The 17,924-nt window shown below is 41.1% G+C and carries 11 protein-coding genes and 2 rRNA genes; 1 reads left to right on the top strand and 12 read right to left on the bottom strand.

The features are described from left to right. Positions 1 to 51: 51 nt before the first annotated feature. The 12 genes from RCG20_RS12395 to RCG20_RS12340 all read right to left on the bottom strand — a co-directional run bounded on the left by RCG20_RS12395 (position 52) and on the right by RCG20_RS12340 (position 16,782). Positions 52 to 2,987, bottom strand: a 23S ribosomal RNA gene (locus RCG20_RS12395). A gap of 283 nt (positions 2,988 to 3,270) precedes the next feature. Beyond that, positions 3,271 to 4,818 (bottom strand): 16S ribosomal RNA (locus RCG20_RS12390). Together the 16S and 23S rRNA genes form the textbook arrangement of a ribosomal RNA operon. Positions 4,819 to 5,243: 425 nt before the next feature. After that, complete coding sequence (locus tag RCG20_RS12385) at positions 5,244 to 6,407, bottom strand: mannitol-1-phosphate 5-dehydrogenase (protein ID WP_308180455.1); 1,164 nt, start codon at positions 6,405 to 6,407, stop codon at positions 5,244 to 5,246. Position 6,408: 1 nt separating this feature from the next. After that, entirely contained in the window at positions 6,409 to 6,846 is a 438-nt protein-coding gene (locus RCG20_RS12380; protein ID WP_308180454.1) for a PTS mannitol transporter subunit IIA, read from the bottom strand. 3 nt (positions 6,847 to 6,849) lie between these two features. Next, on the bottom strand, positions 6,850 to 8,967 hold the full coding sequence (locus RCG20_RS12375) for a BglG family transcription antiterminator (RefSeq protein ID WP_308180453.1): 2,118 nt from the start codon (positions 8,965 to 8,967) through the stop codon (positions 6,850 to 6,852). A gap of 267 nt (positions 8,968 to 9,234) precedes the next feature. Beyond that, positions 9,235 to 10,662 carry a PTS mannitol transporter subunit IIBC gene (locus tag RCG20_RS12370; RefSeq protein ID WP_308180452.1) on the bottom strand — a complete coding sequence of 476 codons (1,428 nt, stop codon included), beginning with the start codon at positions 10,660 to 10,662 and terminating at the stop codon, positions 9,235 to 9,237. A gap of 207 nt (positions 10,663 to 10,869) precedes the next feature. Then, positions 10,870 to 12,633 carry an aminodeoxychorismate synthase component I gene (pabB, locus tag RCG20_RS12365; RefSeq protein ID WP_308184336.1) on the bottom strand — a complete coding sequence of 588 codons (1,764 nt, stop codon included), beginning with the start codon at positions 12,631 to 12,633 and terminating at the stop codon, positions 10,870 to 10,872. A 2-nt stretch (positions 12,634 to 12,635) separates the two neighbouring features. Beyond that, the gene (locus tag RCG20_RS12360) at positions 12,636 to 13,220 is read right to left on the bottom strand and encodes an anthranilate synthase component II (protein ID WP_308180451.1); all 585 of its coding nucleotides are present in this window, start codon (positions 13,218 to 13,220) and stop codon (positions 12,636 to 12,638) included. A 189-nt stretch (positions 13,221 to 13,409) separates the two neighbouring features. Then, complete coding sequence (locus RCG20_RS12355) at positions 13,410 to 14,990, bottom strand: MDR family MFS transporter (RefSeq protein WP_308180450.1); 1,581 nt, start codon at positions 14,988 to 14,990, stop codon at positions 13,410 to 13,412. A 21-nt stretch (positions 14,991 to 15,011) separates the two neighbouring features. Next, positions 15,012 to 15,464: a MarR family winged helix-turn-helix transcriptional regulator gene (locus RCG20_RS12350; RefSeq protein WP_308180449.1), complete on the bottom strand. Its 453-nt coding sequence runs from the start codon at positions 15,462 to 15,464 to the stop codon at positions 15,012 to 15,014. A 348-nt stretch (positions 15,465 to 15,812) separates the two neighbouring features. Beyond that, positions 15,813 to 16,280, bottom strand: a complete 468-nt coding sequence (locus RCG20_RS12345) for a DUF8821 family protein (protein WP_308180448.1) — start codon at positions 16,278 to 16,280, stop codon at positions 15,813 to 15,815. Positions 16,281 to 16,302: 22 nt separating this feature from the next. Beyond that, positions 16,303 to 16,782, bottom strand: a complete 480-nt coding sequence (locus RCG20_RS12340) for a GyrI-like domain-containing protein (protein WP_308180447.1) — start codon at positions 16,780 to 16,782, stop codon at positions 16,303 to 16,305. A 110-nt stretch (positions 16,783 to 16,892) separates the two neighbouring features. Here RCG20_RS12340 and RCG20_RS12335 point away from each other — a divergent pair, with 110 nt between their 5' ends. Continuing rightward, positions 16,893 to 17,855, top strand: a complete 963-nt coding sequence (locus tag RCG20_RS12335) for a helix-turn-helix transcriptional regulator (RefSeq protein WP_308180446.1) — start codon at positions 16,893 to 16,895, stop codon at positions 17,853 to 17,855. Positions 17,856 to 17,924 lie beyond the last annotated feature (69 nt).

Here is a 17,924-nt window from a genome sequence, read left to right as displayed (position 1 = left end):
TCAAAACTAGATAATCTTAGAAGAAGTATTAAGAACGAGATCGCTTTAAAAATAGTTAAGTCCTCGATCGATTAGTATCAGTCAGCTCCACATGTTGCCACGCTTCCACCTCTGACCTATCAACCTGATCATCTTTCAGGGATCTTACTAGCTTGACGCTATGGGAAATCTCATCTTGAGGGGGGCTTCATGCTTAGATGCTTTCAGCACTTATCCCGTCCGCACATAGCTACCCAGCGATGCCTTTGGCAAGACAACTGGTACACCAGCGGTGCGTCCATCCCGGTCCTCTCGTACTAAGGACAGCTCCTCTCAAATTTCCTGCGCCCACGACGGATAGGGACCGAACTGTCTCACGACGTTCTGAACCCAGCTCGCGTACCGCTTTAATGGGCGAACAGCCCAACCCTTGGGACCGACTACAGCCCCAGGATGCGATGAGCCGACATCGAGGTGCCAAACCTCCCCGTCGATGTGGACTCTTGGGGAGATAAGCCTGTTATCCCCGGGGTAGCTTTTATCCGTTGAGCGATGGCCCTTCCATGCGGAACCACCGGATCACTAAGCCCGACTTTCGTCCCTGCTCGACTTGTAGGTCTCGCAGTCAAGCTCCCTTGTGCCTTTACACTCTGCGAATGATTTCCAACCATTCTGAGGGAACCTTTGGGCGCCTCCGTTACTCTTTAGGAGGCGACCGCCCCAGTCAAACTGCCCACCTGACACTGTCTCCCACCCAGATATGTGGGTGTGGGTTAGAATTTCAATACAGCCAGGGTAGTATCCCACCGACGCCTCCACCGAAGCTAGCGCTCCGGCTTCTCAGGCTCCTACCTATCCTGTACAAGCTGTACCAAAATTCAATATCAGGCTACAGTAAAGCTCCACGGGGTCTTTCCGTCCTGTCGCGGGTAACCTGCATCTTCACAGGTACTATAATTTCACCGAGTCTCTCGTTGAGACAGTGCCCAGATCGTTACGCCTTTCGTGCGGGTCGGAACTTACCCGACAAGGAATTTCGCTACCTTAGGACCGTTATAGTTACGGCCGCCGTTTACTGGGGCTTCAATTCAGAGCTTCGCTTGCGCTAACCCCTCCTTTTAACCTTCCAGCACCGGGCAGGCGTCAGCCCCTATACTTCGCCTTGCGGCTTCGCAGAGACCTGTGTTTTTGCTAAACAGTCGCCTGGGCCTATTCACTGCGGCTCTTCGAGGCTATTCACCCCAAAGAGCACCCCTTCTCCCGAAGTTACGGGGTCATTTTGCCGAGTTCCTTAACGAGAGTTCTCTCGCTCACCTTAGGATTCTCTCCTCGCCTACCTGTGTCGGTTTGCGGTACGGGCACCATTTATCTCGCTAGAGGCTTTTCTTGGCAGTGTGGAATCAGGAACTTCGGTACTAAATTTCCCTCGCTATCACAGCTCAGCCTTCACGTCAGCGGGATTTGCCTCACTGACAGCCTAACTGCTTAGACGCGCATATCCAACAGCGCGCTTACCCTATCCTTCTGCGTCCCCCCATTGCTCAAACGATAAAGAGGTGGTACAGGAATATCAACCTGTTATCCATCGCCTACGCCTTTCGGCCTCGGCTTAGGTCCCGACTAACCCTGAGCGGACGAGCCTTCCTCAGGAAACCTTGGGCATTCGGTGGATGAGATTCTCACTCATCTTTCGCTACTCATACCGGCATTCTCACTTCTAAGCGCTCCACTAGTCCTTACGATCTAGCTTCAACGCCCTTAGAACGCTCTCCTACCACTGACATCTAAGATGTCAATCCACAGCTTCGGTGATACGTTTAGCCCCGGTACATTTTCGGCGCAGAGTCACTCGACCAGTGAGCTATTACGCACTCTTTAAATGGTGGCTGCTTCTGAGCCAACATCCTGGTTGTCTAAGCAACTCCACATCCTTTTCCACTTAACGTATACTTTGGGACCTTAGCTGGTGGTCTGGGCTGTTTCCCTCTTGACTACGGATCTTATCACTCGCAGTCTGACTCCCACGGATAAGTCTTTGGCATTCGGAGTTTGTCTGAATTCGGTAACCCGATGAGGGCCCCTAGTCCAAACAGTGCTCTACCTCCAAGACTCTTACTACGTGAGGCTAGCCCTAAAGCTATTTCGGAGAGAACCAGCTATCTCCAAGTTCGATTGGAATTTCTCCGCTACCCACACCTCATCCCCGCACTTTTCAACGTGCGTGGGTTCGGGCCTCCATACAGTGTTACCTGGACTTCACCCTGGACATGGGTAGATCACCTGGTTTCGGGTCTACGACCACATACTCATTCGCCCTATTCAGACTCGCTTTCGCTGCGGCTCCGTCTTTTCAACTTAACCTTGCATGTAATCGTAACTCGCCGGTTCATTCTACAAAAGGCACGCCATTACCCATTAATGGGCTTTGACTACTTGTAGGCACACGGTTTCAGGAACTATTTCACTCCCCTTCCGGGGTGCTTTTCACCTTTCCCTCACGGTACTGGTTCACTATCGGTCACTAGGGAGTATTTAGCCTTGGGAGATGGTCCTCCCTGCTTCCGACCGGATTTCACGTGTCCGGCCGTACTCAGGATCCACTCAGGAGGGAACGAAGTTTCAACTACAGGGCTTTTACCTTCTACGGCTGACCTTTCCAGGTCGCTTCATTTACCCCGTTCCTTTGTAACTCCATATTGAGTGTCCTACAACCCCAAGAGGCAAGCCTCTTGGTTTGGGCTATTTCCCGTTTCGCTCGCCGCTACTCAGGGAATCGCGTTTGCTTTCTCTTCCTCCGGGTACTTAGATGTTTCAGTTCCCCGGGTCTACCTTCAATACCCTATGTATTCAGGTAAAGATACTGCTCCATTACGAACAGTGGGTTCCCCCATTCGGAAATCTCCGGATCAAAGCTTACTTACAGCTCCCCGAAGCATATCGGTGTTAGTCCCGTCCTTCATCGGCTCCTAGTGCCAAGGCATTCACCGTGCGCCCTTTCTAACTTAACCTATAGACAAATGATCAGTAATGAATTTCTTCATCAGCTGGTTTGTCTTACTACTCTTATAAATAAGAGAGAAAACTAAAATGGCGATTACTCGGTTCTTACTTGACTTCTTCTTACGATTATCTAGTTTTCAAGGAACAATACTTCATCTTGCCTTGCGATAATGACTACTCGCAGAGACAAAAAAATAAAGCTTCGAGGAATTACTCCCTCAAAACTAAACAAACAAGAAACGTCAGAGCAAACATTTTATATCTGACCCAAAGTCAGAATATATTCCTTAGAAAGGAGGTGATCCAGCCGCACCTTCCGATACGGCTACCTTGTTACGACTTCACCCCAATCATCTGTCCCACCTTAGGCGGCTGGCTCCTTACGGTTACCCCACCGACTTCGGGTGTTACAAACTCTCGTGGTGTGACGGGCGGTGTGTACAAGGCCCGGGAACGTATTCACCGCGGCATGCTGATCCGCGATTACTAGCGATTCCAGCTTCATGTAGGCGAGTTGCAGCCTACAATCCGAACTGAGAATGGTTTTATGGGATTCGCTTAACCTCGCGGTTTTGCAGCCCTTTGTACCATCCATTGTAGCACGTGTGTAGCCCAGGTCATAAGGGGCATGATGATTTGACGTCATCCCCACCTTCCTCCGGTTTGTCACCGGCAGTCACCTTAGAGTGCCCAACTGAATGCTGGCAACTAAGATCAAGGGTTGCGCTCGTTGCGGGACTTAACCCAACATCTCACGACACGAGCTGACGACAACCATGCACCACCTGTCACTCTGTCCCCCGAAGGGGAAAGCCCTATCTCTAGGGTTGTCAGAGGATGTCAAGACCTGGTAAGGTTCTTCGCGTTGCTTCGAATTAAACCACATGCTCCACCGCTTGTGCGGGCCCCGTCAATTCCTTTGAGTTTCAGCCTTGCGGCCGTACTCCCCAGGCGGAGTGCTTAATGCGTTAGCTGCAGCACTAAAGGGCGGAAACCCTCTAACACTTAGCACTCATCGTTTACGGCGTGGACTACCAGGGTATCTAATCCTGTTTGCTCCCCACGCTTTCGCGCCTCAGCGTCAGTTACAGACCAGAAAGTCGCCTTCGCCACTGGTGTTCCTCCACATCTCTACGCATTTCACCGCTACACGTGGAATTCCACTTTCCTCTTCTGTACTCAAGTCCCCAGTTTCCAATGACCCTCCACGGTTGAGCCGTGGGCTTTCACATCAGACTTAAAGGACCGCCTGCGCGCGCTTTACGCCCAATAATTCCGGACAACGCTTGCCACCTACGTATTACCGCGGCTGCTGGCACGTAGTTAGCCGTGGCTTTCTGGTTAGGTACCGTCAAGGTACCGGCAGTTACTCCGATACTTGTTCTTCCCTAACAACAGAACTTTACGACCCGAAGGCCTTCATCGTTCACGCGGCGTTGCTCCGTCAGACTTTCGTCCATTGCGGAAGATTCCCTACTGCTGCCTCCCGTAGGAGTCTGGGCCGTGTCTCAGTCCCAGTGTGGCCGATCACCCTCTCAGGTCGGCTACGCATCGTCGCCTTGGTGAGCCGTTACCTCACCAACTAGCTAATGCGCCGCGGGCCCATCTGTAAGTGACAGCCGAAACCGTCTTTCAGCTTTCCCTCATGTGAGGAAAAGGATTATCCGGTATTAGCTCCGGTTTCCCGAAGTTATCCCAGTCTTACAGGCAGGTTGCCCACGTGTTACTCACCCGTCCGCCGCTAATTTTTAGGAGCAAGCTCCTAAAAATTCGCTCGACTTGCATGTATTAGGCACGCCGCCAGCGTTCGTCCTGAGCCAGGATCAAACTCTCCATAAAAGAAAGTATGAGTTTAGCTCATAGTTTACGTTGGCTAGTGTTGCTAAAAGCAAACACTATATTTTTTGTTTGTTTGTTGACGTTTTTGTTTGTTTAGTTTTCAAGGATCAATTTGCTCATCGCCTAGAAGCGACTTTATTAATATAACATTTTCAGTTGTATGTGTCAACAACTTTTTTTGTTGATTGGAATTTAAGATTTACTTTCCAATCATGCTATATCATAACTACTCCCTAACTTCCACACTAAGTGGCTTGCTAATCAGAGAATTTTTTTCATTTGTTTATCGTCGTTCGCTGACGACTTTTATAATATTACAGTATAATAATTAATTGGTCAACTAATATTTTAAAATAACTTTCAAGTTTTAAAAAAAGGTTGATAGAAACACTATTACTTTGTTTTCTATCAACCTTGATTGTTATTTATTGAATCGTTTCTCTTTTAAACTTATTATACTGTTCAATAATACCTCTAAACAAAATAGATGTTGGATCAAGATGCGTATACTCCTTAATAGCAGCTTCTAATCCTTGATTCTTTATAGTTGTTTGAACTTGCACCGCTTCCGGATCACCTTGAAAATCATACAAAAGAGCTGCAGCAATTCCCTTCATTAGATAACCCGGCTCATCGCCGACAACTTCGAGATATTGTTTAGCTGGACTAACAAGTCTATCATTCGGACCTAACTTGCGAATTGGTGAACGTCCTACTCTCGTTACCTCATCTACAATATATGAATTAGAAAACCGCTGAAGTATTTTTTGAATATATTTATTGTGCGCTCCTTCTTCAAATCCATATTTCTTTACTAGAAATCCACCACTTTCTTTAAGAGCACCTTCAACCATATCTCTAATTTGTTGGTTATCAATTGCACTGTTGATTGTTTCAATTCCAAAATAATAACCTAAATAGGCTGTAAGCGCGTGACCAGTATTGACGGTAAATAATTTCCGTTCAATATATGGCACTAATTCCTGTACAAACGTAATTCCTTTAATAGCTGGCTTATCACCTACTAATTTTGTTTCCTCTACAACCCACTCGTAAAAAGGTTCCACCTTAACCATTAATTTATCTTCGTTCACCTGATTTGGTACGATACGGTCAACGGCCGCATCTGGAAAACCAAAGCGTTGATCAAATACTACTTTTTCCGCGCTCGTTAACTTTTCATAAACCTTCTCTTTTAATAAGGAGGTACCACCGATCATGTTTTCACAGGCAATAATATTAACAGGTTTATCTGTTTGTTCAATTCGTTTCCGTAATCCATCAGCTATTAAATTCGCAATAAACGGTAGAATATTCGGACCTATCGCTGTCGTGATTAAATCTGCTTGGGCAATTGCTTCCACCACTTGTTCGGGGTTAGTGCCACTATTTATCGCCCTCACATTTTTGATAAGGACTTCTTCCTGGGAAGGATCTGCAAGAACTACACGATACTCCTTCCTTTCATTAAGTAAATTCACCATTTCCTGGTTTACATCAACAAAGCACGTTTCATATCCAGAATGATACAATAAATTCCCTATAAACCCTCGGCCAATGTTTCCTGCACCAAAATGAACTGCTAACAAACTAGTTCACCCCTTCAAAGATGGATAAAATCTCTTCCGCAGATGTTGCTTGAACGAGCTTTTCAATATTCTCTTCCTCCGAACATACAATAGCAATATTTGATAAAATATCTAAATGCTCGTTATTTTTCCCTGCAATTCCAATAAGAAGTTTAACCATATTCCCACCGCCGAAATCGACACCTTGTGGAACTTGAATAATAGCAATTCCTGAATCTTTTACAAATTCCTTTGAATCTTCCGTTCCATGTGGGATGGCCACATAATTACCCATATAAGTAGAAGTTAATTCTTCCCTTTCAAGCATTTTTTCTATATAACTGGCATCCACATATCCTTTTTCCACAAGCACGCTTCCCGTTAATCTAATTGCTTCTTCTTTCGTCCCAACAGTTGCATTTAATTGAATGTTTTCTTTTGTTAAGATAGACTTTGACATATTTTATACTCTCCTTAATTCTTGTACTTTTTCATGGAAATATTGATCAAGTCTTGCTGATAGAAAGGCTGAGATCCTTTCCTGATCATTAGATTGAAAGAGAGAAATACTCTCATCACTTTCAATTAACAGTGTACTGAGAAAACTTAACACTTCCAATCCACTTTCTGATTGTATCTCTGGAGATAATAGCAACACTAAATGCTTTACTTCTAAAAAGGATTGATCCATTCCTAATACACTTAGAGGCTTCTGGATTACATAAATGAAAAAAGAAGGTTTACTAACATATTTAGATCGGGCATGGAATAGTGCCATCGATGTATCAGGAATACCTAAACCACCCAGAGCTTCTCTTTCAAATAACGAATTTGCAACTTCCTCCACATTGCTGATACTTTGTTTCACAAATAACTCTCGGCAAGCATGAATCAATATTTCCTCTTTTTGTCCACTTACTTCTTTTACAAGAAAGCCTTCTATAATTGATGTAATAGTTTGAGCATACTCTTTAACTATGCCCATTTCCTTGACTAGTTGATATGGGCTTTTCTTGCCTTCTATTTTTTTGACTGCCAAACTTAGTTTATTTTGAGAATCATTCTTTTTGAACTGATCATGTAAAAAAGTGCGGATTTTTTCAATTTCATCTTTAGTTAAGATTGGACTTACTATTATATAATCCAAATGAAAATCAGGAATAAGAATGGTTGAAATAATCAACTGATATTCATGGGGATCCATTTTTTTAAATTCCATTACGGATACATTTTTTATTTCTTTCATCTCTGGAAACTCTTTTTCTAGTCTCATAGCAAGCATTTTTGATGTACCAATGCCACTAGAACAGATTACCAATGTTTTGATATTTCCTACCTCTTTATAACCAAACACCGCAGCACCGAAATGCATAACTAAATAACCGATTTCCTCATCTGGCACATTAAACTCGTGAAACACGTGTTCACATGCTTGTTCAACAACTAAGAATAATTCGCGATAATCTTTCTTGACCTTCTCTAAAAGCGGATTACTAATGCCCATATTTTGTTTAATACGATATATTGCAGGCGTTAAATGTAAAACCAACCCTTCAAATAAAGAACGATTACCCGATAAGTCTTTACCTAATCGGTTACCTACAAATTCAATAAGACCTTTTGTTTTAATTGCAACATGTGAATTCGACGCTTCTATTAGGTATTCATTGTCATGGCGTAACTTTGCACCCTTTAAGTGCATGGTGATATACCCAATTTCAGCTTCAGGAATCTTTATTTGAAAAACTTGTTCCAATTGCTCAACAATCTTTTTTGCAAATTTGTATTCCTTTGTTAATTGCTGATTTTGTAGGTAGGATTGATCTATTGTTATCGCCTCACCTTTTTGGATTCGTTCCACCGCAAGCGCTAAGTGAACCACTAAACCAATATAAGCACTATCTGCCATTGAATAAGGGAGATCAAGACTAATAGATTCAATCACCTTTTCTACTACGAGTAATTTTTTCTTTTCGACGAGCCCTAAAAGCCTCTCTGAAATCGTATTGATATTCTTAGTTGATCGTCTTTGTATACTTTCTCTCGCAAACGATAAGATTTCTGACTCATTTAAATACTCGGCTATCATTTTTCTCATTGCTTGTCTTTTGGCGCCTTCTGGACCTTCTATTTCAACTCCGTACCCTCTTCTTCTGACGAGTGATAACCCAAATGATTGCAAACGTTCTTCTAATTTTGTTAAATCACTACTTACAGTAGCAATGGTAACATTGAGGTCATTTGCAAGACCCAAAAGCTTGACAGGCCCTTTTGACTCTAGCAAATCACATAAAATAACTGTTTGACGTTCATCTGGTGTATATTCTGTTTTAAAGAGATTATATAAAAATAGTTCAAGTTCATGAATTCTATTTCGGTCACCAGTAATTTGGATGCCTACACCTGACTTTTTTTCCAAAGTAAGCTCGTATTCGTTAAGAATATCTTCAACATTCTTTAAATCTCGGTGAATAGTTCTTCCGCTTACGCCAATTTGGTCAGCTAAGTCTTTCACAGTCAGCTCATTTGTTTCAGTAAGCAAAATCTCTAGAATCTGTCTTTCTCTTGCAGAAATATACATATTTTTCACCCCGCTTAAAAGGTTTCGGTTTCATCCTCCAATCTTAGCATGTTGCCAAAATTAAAATTAATACCCACAATTTAATAATAAGTCGGTAAAAATCCTTATACAACAGGATGAAATACTAAATTAGTCAAATTAGTTGTTGACACTTTTAAATAACAGTTATAAAAACACACTATTTTTTCTCGTAATCCTCACCTGGATGTGCGCAGCAACTTACACACTAGAAAAGCCTAGCTATCACTAACTAGGCTTTTCTAGAAATTATTTGGACTTGAGATTGTTTATTAATTCGTCATACCTAGGACTATTTAAGAAGTTTTCTACTGAAATGTGTGTAGCATTAGGAAGCTTCGCTTTTGCTCTATCGGTTAGATCTTTATGTGTAACAACCACATCTGCATCATTTGGCAAATTGTTAATGGCTGTATTAATTACAGTAATATCTAAACCGGCCTTTTGAGTCTTATTTCTTAAAATGGAAGCACCCATTGCACTTGAACCCATACCTGCATCACAAGCGAATACAATTTTGTTTACTTTTTTAGGATCGATTGAAGCTTGTGTACCTTCACTAGTTAATATAGAAGAAACACTACTTTTCTTCCCTTTCATTTCTTCCATTTTTGCAGTAGCAGAAGTTAAATCTTCATCCTTTGTTTTGCTTGTTTTCAGGATTAATGAAGCAACCGCGAATGAAACTGCTGTAGCTACAATTACCCCTGCAAGGGTCCCGATATATCCACCTTTTGGAGTCATTGCCAAAAGAGCAAAAATACTACCTGGTGATGGAACTGCTACAAGACCTGCATGGAAAAGAGTGAATGTGAATACTCCACTTACTCCACCTGCCATTGCTGCAAAAATAAGCATTGGTTTCATTAAAATATATGGGAAGTAAATTTCATGAATACCACCTAAGAAGTGAATGATAGCTGCACCAGGCGCTGTTTGTTTTGCTGTTCCTTTACCAAATAACCAGTAAGCAAGAAGAATACCAAGTCCTGGACCAGGGTTTGTTTCCAACATGAACAGGATTGACTTTCCTGTTTTTGCTGCTTGCTCAATTCCTAATGGACTTAAGATGCCGTGATTAATCGCATTATTTAAGAATAATACCTTTGCTGGTTCAATGAAAAGGTTTGCTAATGGTAATGCATGATGATTGACAATAAATTGAACACCTGAAGCTAATACCTTACTAATTGCCTCCACAACTGGTCCTACACCTTTAAAGGCTACTAAGGTTAAAGCACCACCGATGATACCAGCCGAGAAATTATTTACGAGCATTTCAAAGCCGGATTTAATTCTTCCATGAACCAATTGGTCAAATTTCTTAATGGCAAATCCGCCAATAGGTCCCATGATCATAGCTCCTAAGAACATCGGGATATCCGTTCCGACGATAACCCCCATTGTTGCGACAGCACCTACAACACCACCGCGAATATCATAAATCATTCTACCACCGGTAAAACCAATTAATAATGGCAATAAATACGTAATCATTGGTCCAACAAGTTTAGCTAGGTCGGCATTAGGCCACCAGCCTGTTGGAATAAATAATGCTGTGATAAGTCCCCATGCGATAAATGCGCCAATGTTCGGCATAACCATACCACTTAGGTAACTACCAAATCGTTGTATTTTAACTTTAACATCTGATTTATCATTAACCGTTTGGTTCATTTTCATTTCTCCTTTCAAGCTGTTGTTAAACTCTATAGCCTAATGATAAAGCGTTTACAGTTTTGTTTCAATTTATACAAAAATGCTTTTTGTCACTTTGATTGTTGCCATTTTTATAATTCCTTCTAAGCCTCGATTGCGCAAGTTTCTTTCCCTCTTAAACACAAAAAGCACAAGCAAATGCTTGTGCCTTTCTGTGTTTAAGGATTACTTTTTACCTAAAAGTTTATCCAAATAAACGGGTACCCATCTTCTAACACTGTTTATTAGCCAGACCTGCGATGCTCTTTCAAGATCTTTCTTTGCTAAAATATGTTCTATTATTTTCCCATTAGCCAATAACTCTTCTCTCATAGTTCCTGCCAATAACCCGCACTCGATCGGAGGAGTATATAATTGTCCATCCAGTTTAACAACTAAATTTCCAATTGTGAATTCTGTTAATTCTCCATCTTCATTCCAGAGTAGAACATCAAATACATCCTGATGCATGAACCGCTGTTGATCGTAAACCTCTCGATTCGTTGTTTTATGATAAAGGAAGCGATTTTGTTTAGAAATAGGTTCTGTAGCAAGACGATAAGGTAAAGGATTATTTAGAATGGGTAGAATCTCTCCTTGCAAGGAAACCTCCCCATCCTTTTGGACGACTAACCTGACTTTTTCGGTATTATGTGGATGATTTCTTGCGTAGTCCACTAGTTTTTCTCTTATTTCTTGTTCATAAATAGGAAAACCAAAGTAATCAGCCGATCTTTGAAGTCGGTGTAAATGTCGGTCAAGTAAATCGTAACCGCCATTTTCCAACCGTAAACTTTCCAATAGCCCAAACTTAGGTGTCTTTTCTTTTAATAGCATAGCTTTCGTTAGGGCTTCTTGATATTCATCTTCTATTTCGGAATCCCATGTAATTCCACCACCAACGCCATATTCCATCTTTCCCGTCTCTGAATCAATAACAACCGTCCGAATTGGCACATTAAAAATCGCTTCATTGTCAGGAGTTATATAGCCGATTGCACCACAATAAACCTCACGGGGCGAATTTTCTAATGATGAAATAATCTTCATCGTACTAATTTTTGGTGCTCCTGTAATGGACCCACACGGAAAAAGGGCAGAAAAGACATCGATTAATGTAGTCTCTGGAGATGTTTCAGCCGTAATGGTTGACGTCATTTGCAAAACAGTCGGATACTTTTCAATCTCAAATAGCTTGGGCACCTTTACAGATCCAGGTATCGATACCACACCCAGATCATTTCGCAGTAAATCAACTATCATGACATTCTCTGCTCGGTTTTTCTCCGATTGATGCAGCCACCGCGAGTTTTCTTCGTCCTCTTCAAGAAAGCGTCCCCGCATACATGTACCTTTCATCGGGCGAGTAGTAATAGATCCATCTTTCCAATGGAAAAATAATTCTGGTGATGCCGAGAGAATTCGAAACTTCCCAGTATTTAAGTAAGCACTATAATTTGATGACTGCGCTTTAGATAGCTGCCGATAAAAAGCAAAGTCATTTCCTTCAAATTGAGAACGAAGTCTGATTGTATAATTTACTTGATACGTATCCCCCTTTTCAATAGCTTTTTTTATAGTTGAAATGGCTAAATGGTATTGTTGGGTAGACGTATCGGGTAACCAATCTCCAACCTTAAACAACTGATTTTCATTTATCTTTGGCTTTTGATCTGGGCTTTTATAAATTCCAAACCATAAAAGCGGCATTATTGAATCCGAGTGAACCAAAAATGCTTGATCAAAAGCGGGTGCTGCTTCATAGGAAACGTATCCAGCTGCATAATACCCTGAACGGGTGGCCGCTTGGATTTTCTCCAGTGCTATTTTTACTTCTTCTATTTTATATACTTCAATAATTTCAATTGGGTTTTCGAATAACATTGATTTCTTCTTACCTGTTTGGTCAGCAAATTCATAAAATAGCTGATAGTGGTTTTCTTGACTCATCACTAATAGTCCTTCCTATCATGTTGATTGAAAAAATTATCAATCATCTTCATCCCTAGTTCAGTTAAGATTGCCTCTGGATGAAATTGCACACCCTCTACAGGAAATTTTTTATGGCGAATAGCCATTATTTCTCCATCTTCCGTTAGGGCGGTTATTTCTAACTCTCTTGGTAATGTTTCTTTATGTACAATTAATGAATGATATCGGGTTACTTGCATCGGAGAAGCAATTTTACAAAAAACACCCTTTTCATCATGTTTTATCATAGATATTTTTCCATGCATCGGATGATTTGCCTTTTCAACCGTTCCTCCAAATGCTTGCGCAATTGTTTGATGTCCCAGACAAACCCCAAGAATGGGAATTGTTTTGTGGAAATACTCAACAATTTTCAAACAAATCCCAGCTTCAGTTGGATTTCCTGGGCCTGGAGAAAGTAAGATATAATCAGGCTGCAGCTTTTCAATTTGTTCAATCGTGATATGATCATTTCTTTTTATGATAACCTCATGCTCAGTAACTTGGCGAATATATTGAATTAAATTATGTGTAAATGAATCATAGTTGTCGATGACGAGAATCAAGTTCAGAAACCCCTTTCATTTTTAACCATTATGTTTATCATAATCATAAAGAAGAAGTTGCTCAATATTTGTTAATAGAAAAATTCTACTACTTTCCGTAAATAGTTTGTTTGGATATACGATTAAATAACAAAAAGCCGTCAAGCTCAGCTTTCTTGCTGATGCTTGACGACTTCATTTGTTTATGGATTACGTCAATTCTGGCTTGGTTTTTAAAGCTTCCTTTGGTTCGTTTTCTTCAGTCTTTTTAAGACGTTCACGACCCATGAACAAGCCAGCTATAAGGCCGATTATTATGAAAATGACACCACTAACGAAAATAACTGTGATTGAATTAGCTAATACTCCGCGTACTTGATCTAAAAGGGCAGGCGGCATACTTGCTCTTGCTTTTGCATTTAATAAGATTTGCGGATTTGCAAATTTTGCTATTACTTCCTTTGGGATATTAGGAAGAATAGTGCCTAGATTTTGAATGCCTTCATTCATTTTATTCGTCATTAGTGCGCCCATAACACTCACACCTAATGTTGCACCAATCGAGCGAAAGAACTGTGAGGAAGAAGTTGCAACCCCACGTTGTTCTTTTGGAACGGCACTTTGAACTGCAATAGTTAATACAGGCATCAATGCACCCATTCCAAAACCAGAAATAATCATATATAAAACGATAGCACTATTTGTTGTATGGATATCCATTTGAGACATAAGATAGAAGCCTATCGTCATGATACACATCGAAGTAACAATAATAACACGGTAAGATACTTTGGCGATAATTCTACCACCGATGATACTTGATAAGATCAGCGAGAGCATGAGCGGCGTAAGAATGTAACCCGCTCTAGATGCAGATGACCCAATAACACCTTGGACAAATAAAGGAATATACGTAATAGCTCCAAACATTCCAATTCCCATGAAAAAGCCTACAATGCTAGAAACAGAAATAACACGTTTTTTAAACAAGTGAAGCGGGATAATCGGCTCTTTTACCTTTGATTCAATTAGAATAAATGATGCAATTAGTATAGCGCTGGCAGAAAATAGTCCGATTATCTGCGGAGATCCCCAAGGATAATGTGTACCCGTATCACTTTCGGTTCCGCCTCCAAGCACAAGTGCAAGAAGCAATGTTACAACAGCACCTGTCAAAACAAGCGCTCCACCCCAGTCGATGGATTTCTTCTCATCACTTTTGGATTCTTTTAAGAATATAGCAAGAACAATAGCTGCTGCAATTCCAATCGGAAGGTTAATGTAGAAAATCCACTGCCAATTAAAATTATCAACGATAAAACCACCGATTGCCGGTCCTACCACACTCGAAAGACCAAAGACTGCTCCAAAAAGACCTTGCATTTTACCACGACGCTCCGGCGGAAAGATATCCCCGATAACCGTCATAGCGATCGGCATTAAAGCCCCTGCGCCAATCCCTTGAATAGCCCGGAATATAATGAGTTCCGTCATATTATGGGAAAAGCCACAAAGAGCAGAACCCACGAGGAAAAAGCCCATTCCTATTAAGTAAATCAATCTTCTACCAAATAAATCAGCCAACTTACCAAAAATAGGGACCGATGTTGTTGAAGTCAACATATAGATGGAAAATACCCAGCTGTAAAGTGATAGTCCATGTAAATCTGCAATAACTGTGGGCATCGCAGTTGAAACGATGGTTTGATCAAGTGAAGAAAGCAAAAGACCGAGCATAAGTCCAGTGACAATCCAACGGATTTGCTTCGGTGTCAATATTGTTTCAGTCATAATTCCACTCCTTGTAAATTATTATAGGACAGCATTCAACTTAGTGAATACTTCCAACATTTTTTCTAAATCTTCTGTCCCGAGATTTTCAAACGTGCCAAGTAACATTTGCAGGCGCTCCTGGCGAATATGCTCCAAAACCTCGATCCCTTTAGCCGTAAGCGAGAATTGTACGACACGGCGATCTTCTTCCGAACGGATACGATTTAATATCCCCATTTTCACCATCTTATCGGTTAATCCTGTAACGGCTCCTGAGGTTATGCCCAAATGAGCAGCAATATCTGATGCTTTACATATTTCTTGTCTATGAAGCATCATCATTACGAATACTTGCCCACCTGCAAGCTGGAAAGCAGATTGGGAATGCTGGATTTTATGTTTGAGCTTACGGGCAACAGCTTCAAACAATCCTTGAACTTCCTGCAATATTTCTCGTTTACGATCCACAAAATTTTCATTATGTTCTGCCACGATCGGAATTCTCCTTTAGAAACTTAATTACTTATTTGCAAAATATCTTAGTAGCTAAAATAATTAACAAACAAAATAATACTACCACTTTTCCAGCATGTCAATAGGAAAAAAATACACGAGTGAAAACCGGAGGCATACTCCAATTTTCGCTCGTGCTAGTTTATAGCTATTTTAAACTATGAACGATCATATTTCACGCCTTTTGCTCATTTGTTTACCAATTCACTGAAATCTGCATAAAAATAACTTGGAGTAGAACCAGGCATCTAACCTGATTTTCCTTCGATCTTGACCACACTTTTTTATATTAGGACACACATTATTGTGTAAGGAAAATGTTTTACTCTAATATTCTCCTTTAATGACAAAATACGAGCCCCGAATGGTTCCAGCTAATTTAGACTTCTGCCTAGCAAACTTAAACTTCCCTTCTAACTCCTTTGGTACCTCCATCCCCTCAGAAAGCTTAAAACCAACGGCCCGCTTCGGCTTAGGGTCATCAAGTGAATACATGACGTTGACACAAAGACCATCCTCATAAAAAACGTAGGCCATTTTGATATTTTCCACTTGAAAACGTGACGTTTCTAAAGGTTTGGCAGCAAACTCAATATCACGTTCTTCTTTCAAAATTCGGTTCACATAATCAAGGGTCTCCCCGGACTCGCTAGCTGGTACAACCGTAAATTCATGCTTGTATTTATTCATAAAATAACGGGCTTCATTAGCACGTAAGCCAGCAAGCGCGCTTACTACTGGTGAGGTCTCTAAACCAACTGGAGACACATTTTTAAAATCAACGATATAGGACATTTGCATCTCTCCTTTTATTTCTTTATTTCCTAACAACAGGAATCCACATTTCACCAAGAATTAAGTCGTTTCGCTGACCCATCTCAACCGTTGCATTGGGCCCACCAACATAGGCAAAATTCTTTGCTTCTGGCAAGACTTGTCCAAAGGCAAGGCCAGCAAGCTTATTATTCAATTCATCAGCTGTTTTCCCTTCCCCTTTAACAACTAGGTATTCTCCCTTAGGAAATTGGATCACTCTTGCTTCTTCTGGTGCTGATGCCTCGCTCAAGACTCCAGCATAATGCATCATCTTGTTATTCACCGCTTCATTTACGGCAAAAATGTAGTCATTTGTGGCAAGGGCTTTTAAAGTGTCAAGCCTTCCATCTTGGCTTACCGCCTGCCAAAAATCTGACTTTTCCTTATTTAAGCCGGCAAAATCTGTGTAATGGCTCTTAAGCTCAGTTCCCAAACCTATAACGGTAAAGCTATCTTTTTCTTCTAGGGTATAATCTGCCATTTTCAAAACCTACCTCTTTATTATATTAATCAAATGACTTGTCCACTTCACTTGATAGTTATATGATAGCCTTAAATCATGTCAAAAATTGATACTGTTTAGGAGTCCTGATGAAAAAAGTTGAACGGATTAATACCATCATGCGGTATATCAACAACCGCGCCCACTTTACCGTTTCTGAAATCATGCGAGAGTTTAACATCTCTCGTTCGACAGCTATTAGAGATATCAGAGAAATAGAAGCCTTGGGGATGCCACTTATCGCTGAAGTTGGAAGGGATGGGGGGTATTTTGTCATGCACAATTCTGTCCTGCCCGAGGTTCGTTTTACCGATAATGAGGTCAAAGCTCTTTTTATTGCCTTTATGGCCACCAGAAATCAACAACTTCCCTATCTAAAAAGTCGTCAGTCTTTAGCTGAAAAATTACTTGGCCTCATCTCAGAAAACCAGCAAGATGACCTTGTTCTGTTAAATCAAATCTTGCTTTTTGAGGGGACCAATCCCAATAATCCCGACCTGCTTGAGCTTTCGGACATCCCCCATCCCATGGTAGAAAAACTCATCCAAACTCTTCTTTTGGATCGCTATTTATGGATTACCATCAAAGAAGAGAAGGTAATAAAGTCTTATCCAATCTATCTCTTGCACCTTTATCATGAAAAAAGCGTTTGGCTGATTGAAGGCTTTGACTTAAAGGAAGAAAAGAAGAAGATTTTTCCTGTCGATGAACTCACCGATGTCAAACCCTACCCGGAGAAAAAAAGATTAAGTAAGAAAAAGATTTTAGAAAAACTAAGTAAGCAGGGAGAAGAAATCAACCTTATCCTTGAACTTGGTCCAAAAGCGATTGCCCAATTCAAAAAATACCATCCTTTAAAAGTTTCAATTTCCTATACGAATCCTTACCAAACCACAGCCATTCTAAAGACTTTTATCAATATTATTAAGCCCGAAGAAGTGACCGAAATAACAAATTGGCTACTTTTTCTAGGTGGGGATCTCTTGGTCAAGGAAGTTCCAGAAGAAGTCTTAGAAGGTTTACAAGAGAGATTATATTTATATTGCCCATAAGCAGTTGTTTTCGCCACAACAGTACGATAGGGACTTCCACCCATTAGAGCAATATGCTGCCAAGCACAC

The organism is Neobacillus sp. PS3-40 (genome assembly GCF_030915485.1).
Lineage (GTDB): Bacteria > Bacillota > Bacilli > Bacillales > Cytobacillaceae > JAUZPL01.
This window is presented reverse-complemented; position numbering and strand designations above follow the sequence as displayed.

Bases quoted from the DNA above. Each gene is read 5' to 3' on its own strand.
- RCG20_RS12380 (WP_308180454.1), bottom strand. From the start codon at position 6,846: ATGTCAAAGTCTATCTTAACAAAAGAAAACATTCAATTAAATGCAACT.
- RCG20_RS12375 (WP_308180453.1), bottom strand. From the start codon at position 8,967: ATGTATATTTCTGCAAGAGAAAGACAGATTCTAGAGATTTTGCTTACT.
- RCG20_RS12370 (WP_308180452.1), bottom strand. From the start codon at position 10,662: ATGAACCAAACGGTTAATGATAAATCAGATGTTAAAGTTAAAATACAA.
- pabB (WP_308184336.1), bottom strand. From the start codon at position 12,633: ATGAGTCAAGAAAACCACTATCAGCTATTTTATGAATTTGCTGACCAA.
- RCG20_RS12355 (WP_308180450.1), bottom strand. From the start codon at position 14,990: ATGACTGAAACAATATTGACACCGAAGCAAATCCGTTGGATTGTCACT.
- RCG20_RS12345 (WP_308180448.1), bottom strand. From the start codon at position 16,280: ATGTCCTATATCGTTGATTTTAAAAATGTGTCTCCAGTTGGTTTAGAG.
- RCG20_RS12340 (WP_308180447.1), bottom strand. From the start codon at position 16,782: ATGGCAGATTATACCCTAGAAGAAAAAGATAGCTTTACCGTTATAGGT.
- RCG20_RS12335 (WP_308180446.1), top strand. From the start codon at position 16,893: ATGAAAAAAGTTGAACGGATTAATACCATCATGCGGTATATCAACAAC.